The following is an 847-nucleotide window of genomic DNA, read 5'->3' on the forward strand; positions in this document are numbered from 1 at the left end:
CCGGAGGGCCGTCCGCTGTGGCTGGGGTCGGTGAAGTCGAACATCGGGCACACGCAGGCTGCCGCGGGTGTGGCCGGTGTGATCAAGATGGTGATGGCGATGCGGCACGGGCTGCTGCCGGAGTCCCTCCATGTCGATGAACCGTCGTCGCACGTGGACTGGTCCGCGGGTGAGGTGCGTCTGCTGACGGAGCCGGTGCCGTGGCCCGGTGAGGAGCACGTACGGCGGGCGGGGGTGTCCTCGTTCGGGGTCAGCGGCACCAACGCCCATGTGATTCTTGAGGAGCCGTCGGCCGTCGTGCCTTCTGCTGTCGAGCCTGTGGCGGCGACGCCGGGGATGCCGACGTCGGAGATTCCGGGGCCGGTGCCGTGGGTGGTGTCGGGCCGGGGTGACGCGGGTCTGCGGGGTCAGGCGGCCCAGCTGGCGGAGTTCGTCCGGGGCGGCGAGGGTGTCGATGTCGCGGGTGTGGCCGCGACGTTGATGAACCGTGCGGTGCTGGAGGACCGTGCGGTGGTCGTGGGTGAGGGCGTCGCGGAGTTGGGTGCGGGTCTTGATGCGCTGGCGGAGGGCGGTTCGGTCGAGGGCTTGGTGACCGGTTCGCCGGTGGCAGGCAAGAGGGCGGTGTTGTTCACCGGCCAGGGGTCTCAGTTCGCCGGTATGGGTGCGGAGCTGTATGCGCGGTTCGAGGCGTTCGCCGGTGTGGTGGACGAGGTGTGTGCGGTGGCGGATGAGTTGTTGCCGGAGCCGTTGCGTCCGGTGCTCTTCGGTGAGGACGGTCGCGGTGACCTGATCGACCAGACCGCCTTCGCGCAAGTGGGACTGGTGGCGCTGGAGGTGGGCCTGTGGC

Annotated in this window: 1 protein-coding gene; it reads left to right on the forward strand. The window is 70.0% G+C overall.

Going from position 1 to position 847, the window contains the following annotated elements; all coding sequences use genetic code 11:
- Positions 1-30: 30 nt before the first annotated feature.
- Positions 31-847: ketoacyl-synthetase C-terminal extension domain-containing protein (locus tag E0F75_RS39625; RefSeq protein WP_308189669.1), on the forward strand; the 817-nt coding region annotated here is incomplete at its 3' end.

It is taken from the genome of Streptomyces sp. CB02980, assembly GCF_014451325.2.
Lineage (GTDB): Bacteria > Actinomycetota > Actinomycetes > Streptomycetales > Streptomycetaceae > Streptomyces.